Origin of the sequence: Kitasatospora sp. NPDC057518, from assembly GCF_042802075.1 — a bacterium.
GTDB lineage: Bacteria > Actinomycetota > Actinomycetes > Streptomycetales > Streptomycetaceae > Kitasatospora.
On the sequence record NZ_JBHVEU010000375.1, the window covers coordinates 1 to 8,870 of the forward strand.

Genomic DNA, 8,870 nt, shown 5'->3' on the forward strand with positions numbered 1-8,870 from the left:
CCCGGACGGGGAACCGTTCGGACCCGCGGCCCCGTCGTGTTCCCCGGTTGACGTGATCGAGGGAGGGCACGTGGGAGTCGGTACCGGTATATCGGGGCTGCTGCGGCGCAGGGCCGGACTGCTGGGGGCCCGGCTGCGGCAGCGGCGGACGCAGCGCAGGGTGTTCCAGGTCGGAACGGTGCTCTGCTCGCTGGCGCTGGCGCCGAGCGCCTGGGTGTGGTTCGCCGCGGGGGACCGGGTGGGCACCGTGGAGAGCGCGCCCGCCGCGCCGGTCGCGGTGGTCTTCGGGGCCGGCCTGTACCAGGGCAAGCCCTCCCCGTACCTGGAGCACCGGCTGGTCGCGGCGGTGGACCTGTACCGGGAGGGGAAGGTGCAGGCGATCCTGGTGACCGGGGACAACGGGCGGGTCGAGTACTCCGAGCCCGACGCGATGTACGACTACCTGACCCGGAACGGCGTTCCCGAGGACCGGGTGGTGCGGGACTACGCGGGCTTCGACACCTGGGACTCCTGCACCCGGGCGCGCCGGATCTTCGGGGTGGACCACGCGGTGCTGGTCAGCCAGGACTTCCACGTCCGCCGGGCGCTGGCGCTGTGCGAGGCGGCGGGCATCCGCTCGTACGCGGTCGGGGTGCCGGAACTGCACGACGCGACCTGGCTGTACGGCGGGCTGCGGGAGGTCGCCGGGGCGGGCAAGGCGGCGGCCAACGCCTGGCTGCGGCCGGACCCGGTGTTCCTCGGGCCCCGGGAGGACGGCATTCCGAAGGCGCTGGCGGAGGCCGCGAAGCAGTAGCGACGGGGGCCGGGAGCGGGGCCTCCGGCCCGGTTCGTACGCACTGTCGGACCCGTACGCGATGATCGGCGGGTGCGATCTCTGCCGAGCATCATCCACCTCGACATGGACGCCTTCTTCGCGGCGGTGGAGCAGGCGGCCAAGCCCAGCCTGCGCGGCAAGCCGGTGGTCGTCGGCGGGCTCGGCGGGCGCGGGGTGGTCTCCACGGCCTCGTACGAGGCGCGCAGGTTCGGGGTGCACTCGGCGATGCCGATGGCGCAGGCGCGCAGGCTCTGCCCGAACGCGGCCTTCCTGGCGGGGCGGTTCGAGGCCTACCGGCAGAACAGCGAGATCGTGATGGGGCTGCTGCGGCAGCTGTCCCCGCTGGTGCAGCCGCTCAGCCTGGACGAGGCCTTCGTGGACTTGGAGGCAGGCCCGTACGGACCGGCGCTGCTGGAGGCGGACCACGAGACCGGCGAGCGGCTGGTCCTCGCGCTCGCGGAGGACCTGCGGGCGGACATCCAGCGGTCGACCGGGCTGACCGGCTCGGTCGGGGCGGCCGGGTCCAAGCTGATGGCCAAGATCGCCTCCGAGCAGGCCAAGCCGGACGGACTGGTCATGATCGAGCCCGGGCAGGAGCGGGCCGTGCTCGGCCCGATGCCGGTGCGGGCGCTGCCCGGGATCGGGCCGGCCACCGAGCAGGTGCTGCGCCGGGCCGGGCTGAGCACGGTGGCCGACCTCGCGGAGGCGGGGGAGGCGGAGCTGGTGCAGCTGGTCGGGCGGGCGCACGGCGCCGGGATCTTCCAGATGTCCATAGGGCTGGACGAGCGGCCGGTGATCGCCGACCAGGACGCCAAGTCCGTGTCGGTGGAGGACACCTACGAGGTGGACCTGGCCGACCGGGAACGGGTTCTGCGCGAGGTGGAGGCCCTGGCCGGCCGGTGCGTACGGCGGCTGCGGGCGGCCGGGCGCTCGGGGCGGACGGTGGTGCTCAAGGTCCGGCGGTTCGACTTCTCGACGCTGACCCGCTCGGAGACGCTCGGCGGGCCCACCGACGACGAGGCGGTGATCACCGCGACCGCGCGCCGGCTGGCCGAGCAGGTGGAGATCACCGGCGGGGTCCGGCTGCTCGGCGTGGGCGTCGCCCAACTCGCCGACTACACCCAGGAGGACCTGTTCGCCCAGGCGCTGCGGGAGGAGGCCGCGGAGCACGCGGAGGCGGCGGCCGAGGCCGAGGAGGCCGAGGCGGAGCCGGAGGCCGTCGTGGTGCGGCGGTGGGTGCCCGGACAGGACGTCCGGCACGAGGAGTTCGGTCCGGGCTGGGTGCAGGGCAGCGGCGTCGGGAGGGTCACCGTACGGTTCGAGACGCCGTGGGACGGGCCGGGGCGGGTACGGACCTTCGCGGTGGACGACCCGGCGCTCGAACCGTCCCGGCCGCTGCCGCTGCGCCGGGACGCGGGTGCGGACGAGGGGCCGGACGGTGTGTCGGAGGGGACCGGCGGGCCGGGGGAAGGAGCCTGAAACGCGAAGCGGCCCCACCCGGTGGGGGAGTACCGGGTGGGGCCGATCACCGTGCCGGACCCCGTGCGTTCGTGATGCCCTCACGATGTACGGGGACCGGGCCCCGCGCCCTGTCCCTGAGCGCGGGGGCCGGACGCCTCGTCAGGCGTCGGTCTTGACCAGCTCGGGGCTGGAGTCCTGCTGGGCCGAGCCGCCGACGACCGTCGCGGTGGCGGCCGACTTGGTGCCGCGGATCAGGAACGGGACGACGCCGGCGACGACGCAGACGACGGCCGCGGTCCAGAACGCGTGCTTGTAGGCGTCCAGGGTGGGCAGCGACAGCGGGATCTGCGGCGGCAGCTTCATGGTGTCGCCGGTCAGGATGGCGGCCATGACGGCGGTGCCGATCGCGCCACCGACCGTGCGCAGCACGGAGTTCATGCCGTTGGCGATACCGCTCTGCTCGACCGGGACGGCGCCGTTGATGTAGGCCGGCATCGCGGCGAAGGCGAGGCCGACACCGAGACCGAAGATCGCCGAGGCGGTGTAGATGTCGCCCTCGTGCCCGTGGCGCACGGCCAGGTAGGCCATCGCGATGGCGCCGAGGACGCCACCGAGGACCAGCGGCAGGCGCGGGCCGCGACGGGCGATCAGCAGGGCGCCGACCGGGGCGGCGACCATCGAGCCGATCGCGGACGGCAGCAGCAGGAGGCCGGCGTGCAGCACGCTGGCGGTGAAGCCGTAGTGGGTCAGCTTCTCCGGGGTCTGGGCGAAGTTGCTGATGACCATGAAGGAGCCGTACATGCCGAAGCCGATGAGCAGGCCGGCCACGTTGGTGAAGGCGACGGCCGGACGGGCCATCATCTTCATGTCCACCAGCGGGTGCGCGACCTTGGTCTCGATGATCCCCCAGATCAGGGCGACCACGGCGGCGACGGCGAACAGGCCGAGCGTCTTGTTGGAGGTCCAGCCCCAGTGGTTGCCCTGGCTGACCGCGACCAGCAGCGCGGAGAGCCAGCCGGCCAGGGTGAGGGCACCCAGCGGGTCGGCGCCGCCCTCCTTGTCGGTCACCGGGTCGGTCGGGACGCGGAAGGCGACCAGGGCGATCGCGATCAGGCCGAAGACTAGGCCCATCCAGAAGATCGACTTGTAGTTCCAGTGCTCCAGCAGGAGACCGGTCGCGACCAGGCCGAGGCCGGAGCCGACGCCCATCGAGGCGCTGATGGCGGCGACGCCGCCGGTCACCTTCTGCTTGGGCAGCTCGTCGCGGACGATGCTGATCGCCAGCGGCAGGACGCCACCGCCGGCGCCCTGGAGGACACGGGCGACGACCAGCCAGGGGAAGGAGTGGGTGCTGACCGCCAGCGCCGAACCGGCGACCAGGCCGGCCAGCGAGATCAGCAGCATCGGCTTGCGGCCCCGGAGGTCGCCGAAGCGGCCCAGGAGGGGAGTCAGCACGGCTGCGGAGAGCAGGTTGGCGGTCATCAGCCAGGTGACGCTGGACGCGGAGACGTGCAGTTCCTTGGCCAGCGAGGGCAGGATCGGGACGACCGCGGTCTGCACCACGCTGAACGACAGCATCGCCAGGATGAGGGCCGGCAGGACCCGGGCGCTGCTCTGCTTCTCGGCCGCGGTGGTGGGCTGTGGTGCCTCACTCACGGTTGCTTCCTCCCGTACATAGTGAATGAACTGAAGTAACCATGCAGGGAGATACTTCAGAGTGTCAAATATCGAGTGGTTAAGTTTTGGCAAAGGTGAACGGTCGGGTACGTGACAAGGGCCGTGGTGGGGGGTGGCAGGTGTGGGGAGGGTGCCTGCGGTGGGTGTGCGAGAGGGGCCCCGGACGGTGTCCGGGGCCCCTCTTCGCGGGTGGTGTCAGACGAGCGGGCGCAGTGCGGCCGGGCGGGGTGAGTCGGCGGCGGGGGGTGAGGCGGGGGGCGGGGTCGAGCCGGCCGGGGAGGTGTTCTGGGTGGCGGTGGTGTCGTGGACCTCGACGTGCTCGCGGCGGAGCTCCTCCCGGACCACCTCCTCCGTCGTGTAGCGCTCGACGACCAGGCGGACCCGCTCGACGGGCGCGAGGTACTTGCGGACCACCGCGCGCTCCTCGCGGAGGGTGACCTCCTCGACGGCCTCGGCGATGTCCTTCTCGCTGAGCGTGGCGCGCTCGGCGTCGCTGACCGGCATCCGCTCGACCCGGACGCGCTCGTGGACCACGGGGATGCGGCGCTCGACCTGTTCGGTCGTCACGTACTTGCGCAGCTTCGCGGTGCCGAGGGTGTGCCACTCGGTGGTGACCTCCAGCCGCTCCTCGCGGCAGGTGATCTCGACCGGGCCGCTGGGGGCGGACGGGGCGCCGTCGGCGTGCGCGGCGCCGACGGTCGCCGCCGGGGCGGGCGTAGACGCGGGGGCGGGGGCGGGCTGCGACTGCGGCCTCGGCTCCACGGTGGGTGCGACGGGGGCGGCCGCCGGGGTGGCGGTGGTGGCCTCGGGGGTGCTGAGCATCCGCATGTCGGCCTCCGGGGCGGTTCTGGTGCTGTCGGCGACCGCGGCGGTGACGGCGGCGGTGGGCGGGGCGGTGGCGACGGGGGCTCTGGCCGGGGCGGGCTCGGGAACGGGCTCGGTGGAGCGCTCGGGGGTGTGGAACGTGAGCGACTTCGCCGGGGCCGCCGCGGTCGTCGTGGCGGCGGCGGCCGCCGCCGTGGTGCCGAAGTCGAGGTCGGCCTGCCTGGGCCGGCTCCCGTTCTCGTGGCTCGGGCGGCCGTCCATCGGGGTGTCGAGCCCGTAGTAGCGGTACAGCTGGAGCTCCTGGGCGGGGGACAGGTGCTGGCCGACGCCGAAGTCCGGCGACTCCTTCACCAGCGACTTGTCGTACGGCACCCGGAGCTCGTCGCCGGCGAACTCGCTCGTGGTCAGCGGGACGAAGGCGTCCCGGCCGAAGATGCCGGTCCGGACCGCGGCCCACTCGGGCCGGCCGGTGGCGTCGTCCAGGTAGACCTCGTCGACCGTGCCGATCTTGTCTCCGTTGCGGTCGACGGCCTTGTGACCGATGAGGTCCCGGGGGTCGATGTCGGTCTGCACTCTTTCCTCCCGTGCGCTGAGCTTGCGGAACTCCCGCAGGAAGGCGGCCGGAGCACCCGTTCCGTCCGCCACTTCACACCAAAAGCCATGAATCGGACGGACGCGAGCGGGGTGCGCCGGACGGGCTGCGCGCTGGACCGTCCGGGGGACGCGCGTAGACCCCGAACGACCTGACGCACCCGTGATCGGGGGGCCTCCCGCTGGTACCCTGGGCGACGACCGCAGAGCCCGCTCGGGAGAGTCTCCGACTGCGAAAGCCGCTGGTCGGAGCGCCGAAGGAGCAACTCCTCCCCGGAATCTCTCAGGCATCCGTACCGTGTGGGGTAGGTCACTCTGGAAAGCAGGGCAGGAGCGTCGGCGCGGAAGCCGGCGATCACCACCCTCACCGACGGTGCAAGCCGACGGAGCGCCCACAGCGCCCCGTGCGGGTGAAGCTCTCAGGTCCCGATGACAGAGGGGGAGGCCTGTCGGGTCCGCCCGCCCAGGTTCGTCCGCTGTCCGCAGCGGCGAGGCCGACCGGCGTGCGTACCCCCGCCGGTCCGTGACCAGGAGGCCTCGACCACCATGAACGCCCAGCCGAACGCGGGACGCCCCACCGGCGCCTCGACCCTCACCGAGCTTGAGCTGGCCAGCCCCTTCGAGAACCGCCACATCGGCCCCGACGCCGCCGCGCAGGAGAAGATGCTGGCGTCCGTCGGCTACGGCTCGCTGGACGAGCTCGCCGCCACCGCGGTGCCCGAGGCGATCCGCTCCATCACCGCCCTGGACCTGCCCGCGGGCCGGACCGAGGCCCAGGTCCTCGCCGAGCTGCGCGAGCTGGCCGGCCGCAACCAGGTGCTCCAGCCGATGATCGGCCTGGGCTACTACGGCACCTTCACCCCGCCGGTGATCCTGCGCAACGTCATGGAGAACCCGGCCTGGTACACCGCCTACACCCCGTACCAGCCGGAGATCTCGCAGGGCCGCCTGGAGGCGCTGCTCAACTTCCAGACCCTGGTCTCCGACCTGACCGGCCTGCCGACCTCCGGCTCCTCGCTGCTGGACGAGGGCACCGCGGCCGCCGAGGCGATGGCGCTGGCCCGCCGCGTCACCAAGGTCAAGGGCGGCGTCTTCCTGGTCGACGCCGAGACCCTGCCGCAGACCGTCGCGGTGATCAACACCCGTGCCGTGCCGACCGGTGTCGAGGTCGTCGTCGCCGACCTGTCCGAGGGCATCCCGGCCGAGATCGTCGAGCGCGGCGTCTTCGGCGTGCTGCTCCAGTACCCGGGCGCCACCGGTGTGGTCCGCGACCTCACCGCGGTGATCGAGCAGGCGCACGGCCTGGGCGCGATCGTCGCCGTCGCCGCCGACCTGCTCGCGCTGACCCTGCTCAAGTCCCCGGGCTCGCTGGGCGCCGACATCGCCTGCGGCACCTCGCAGCGCTTCGGCGTGCCGATGGGCTTCGGCGGTCCGCACGCCGGCTACCTGTCGGTGCGCGCCGAGTTCGCCCGCTCGCTGCCCGGCCGCCTGGTCGGCGTCTCCGTCGACGTCGACGGCAACCGCGCCTACCGCCTGGCGCTGCAGACCCGCGAGCAGCACATCCGCCGCGAGAAGGCCACCAGCAACATCTGCACCGCCCAGGTGCTGCTCGCCGTGATGGCCTCGATGTACGCCGTCTACCACGGCCCCGACGGCCTGGCCGACATCGCCCGCCGCACCCACCGCTACGCCGCCGCCCTCGCCGAGGGCCTGCGGGCCGGCGGCGTCGAGCTGCTGCACGGCGAGTTCTTCGACACCGTCACCGCCGTCGTCCCGGGCCGCGCCGCGGAGATCGCCGCCGCCGCCCGCGCCAACGGCATCAACGTCCACCAGGACGGCGCGGACCGGATCTCCGTCTCCACCGACGAGACCACCACCCGCGAGCACCTGGCCGGCGTCTGGGCCGCGTTCGGCGTCCCCGCCGTCGAGGTCGCTGAGGCCGCCGACGCGCTGCCCGCCGCGCTGCTGCGCGAGGACGAGTACCTGACCCACCCGGTCTTCCACAGCCACCGCTCGGAGACCGCCATGCTGCGCTACCTGCGCCGCCTGTCGGACCGGGACTACGCGCTGGACCGCGGCATGATCCCGCTGGGCTCCTGCACCATGAAGCTCAACGCGACCACCGAGATGGAGGCGGTGACCTGGCCGGAGTTCGGCCAGCTGCACCCCTTCGCGCCGATCGACCAGGCCCAGGGCTTCCTGACCCTGATCCGCCAGCTGGAGCAGCAGCTGGTCGAGGTGACCGGCTACGACGCCGTGTCGATCCAGCCGAACGCGGGCTCGCAGGGCGAGCTGGCCGGTCTGCTGGCCGTGCGCGCCTACCACCACGCCAACGGCGACACCCAGCGCGACGTCTGCCTGATCCCGTCCTCGGCGCACGGCACCAACGCGGCCTCCGCGGTGATGGCCGGCATGCGTGTGGTCGTGGTGAAGACCCTGGTCGACGGCGACGTGGACGTCGAGGACCTGAAGGCGAAGATCGAGCAGCACCGCGACAACCTCGCCGTGCTGATGGTCACTTACCCGTCCACCCACGGCGTGTACGAGACCCAGATCACCGACATCTGCGCCCTGGTGCACGAGGCCGGCGGCCAGGTGTACGTGGACGGCGCCAACCTGAACGCCCTGGTCGGCCTGGCCAAGCCGGGCAAGTTCGGCGCGGACGTCTCGCACCTGAACCTGCACAAGACCTTCTGCATCCCGCACGGCGGTGGCGGCCCGGGCGTCGGCCCGGTCGCGGTGCGCGCCCACCTGGCGCCGTACCTGCCGAACCACCCGCTGCAGCCGGAGGCCGGCCCGGCCACCGGCGTGGGCCCGATCTCGGCCGCGCCGTGGGGCTCGGCGGCCATCCTGCCGATCTCCTGGGCGTACGTCCGGCTGATGGGCGGCGAGGGCCTCAAGCACGCGACCCAGGTCGCGGTGCTGAACGCCAACTACATCGCCAAGCGCCTGGCGCCGCACTTCCCGGTGCTCTACACCGGTCCGGGCGGGCTGGTCGCGCACGAGTGCATCATCGACCTGCGCCCGCTGACCAAGGAGACGGGCGTGACGGTGGACGACATCGCCAAGCGCCTGATCGACTACGGCTTCCACGCGCCGACGATGTCCTTCCCGGTGGCCGGCACGCTGATGATCGAGCCGACCGAGTCCGAGGACCTGCACGAGATCGACCGCTTCTGCGACGCGATGATCACCATCCGGGCCGAGGTCGACAAGGTCGGCTCGGGCGAGTGGGCGGCCGACGACAACCCGCTGCGCAACGCCCCGCACACCGCCGCCACGCTGGCCGGCGACTGGGCGCACGGCTACTCGCGGCAGGAGGCGGTCTTCCCGGCGGGCGTGAACCCGGCGGACAAGTACTGGCCGCCGGTGAGCCGGATCGACGGCGCGTACGGCGACCGCAACCTGGTCTGCTCCTGCCCGCCGCTGGACGAGTACGGCGTCTGACCCGACCGGGCCCAGGTGGTCCGGGTCGGACGGCAGGGCCCCGGCGGAGTTCTCC

The 8,870-nt window shown here is 72.9% G+C and carries 5 protein-coding genes and 1 riboswitch; of the genes, 3 read left to right on the forward strand and 2 right to left on the reverse strand.

All coding sequences use genetic code 11. The annotated features are described in order from the left end of the window. The first annotated feature begins 100 nt into the window (after positions 1-100). Together ACFU7Z_RS29980 and ACFU7Z_RS29985 are read left to right on the forward strand one after the other, a co-directional pair. Positions 101-793 carry a vancomycin high temperature exclusion protein gene (locus ACFU7Z_RS29980; RefSeq protein ID WP_369808307.1) on the forward strand — a complete coding sequence of 231 codons (693 nt, stop codon included), beginning with the start codon at positions 101-103 and terminating at the stop codon, positions 791-793. 72 nt (positions 794-865) lie between these two features. Beyond that, positions 866-2,293, forward strand: coding sequence for a DNA polymerase IV (locus ACFU7Z_RS29985; RefSeq protein WP_380780917.1), 1,428 nt, complete (start codon positions 866-868; stop codon positions 2,291-2,293). A 141-nt stretch (positions 2,294-2,434) separates the two neighbouring features. Here ACFU7Z_RS29985 and ACFU7Z_RS29990 read toward each other — a convergent pair whose 3' ends face one another. Both ACFU7Z_RS29990 and ACFU7Z_RS29995 read right to left on the reverse strand, forming a co-directional pair. Continuing rightward, entirely contained in the window at positions 2,435-3,931 is a 1,497-nt protein-coding gene (locus tag ACFU7Z_RS29990; protein ID WP_380780919.1) for an MFS transporter, read from the reverse strand. Positions 3,932-4,147: 216 nt separating this feature from the next. Beyond that, positions 4,148-5,422 (reverse strand): PRC and DUF2382 domain-containing protein, encoded by a 1,275-nt coding sequence (locus ACFU7Z_RS29995; RefSeq protein WP_380780921.1) that lies wholly within the window; start codon positions 5,420-5,422, stop codon positions 4,148-4,150. Positions 5,423-5,573: 151 nt separating this feature from the next. Next, positions 5,574-5,677: riboswitch (glycine riboswitch) on the forward strand. 237 nt (positions 5,678-5,914) lie between these two features. Between ACFU7Z_RS29995 and gcvP the strand changes: the two genes are divergently transcribed. Next, the gene (gcvP, locus tag ACFU7Z_RS30000; protein WP_074004467.1) at positions 5,915-8,815 is read left to right on the forward strand and encodes an aminomethyl-transferring glycine dehydrogenase; all 2,901 of its coding nucleotides are present in this window, start codon (positions 5,915-5,917) and stop codon (positions 8,813-8,815) included. Positions 8,816-8,870: the final 55 nt, after the last annotated feature.

What these genes read in the sequence shown, in the direction of transcription:
- gcvP (WP_074004467.1), top strand. Translation starts at nt 5,915, where the DNA reads ATGAACGCCCAGCCGAACGCGGGACGCCCCACCGGCGCCTCGACCCTC.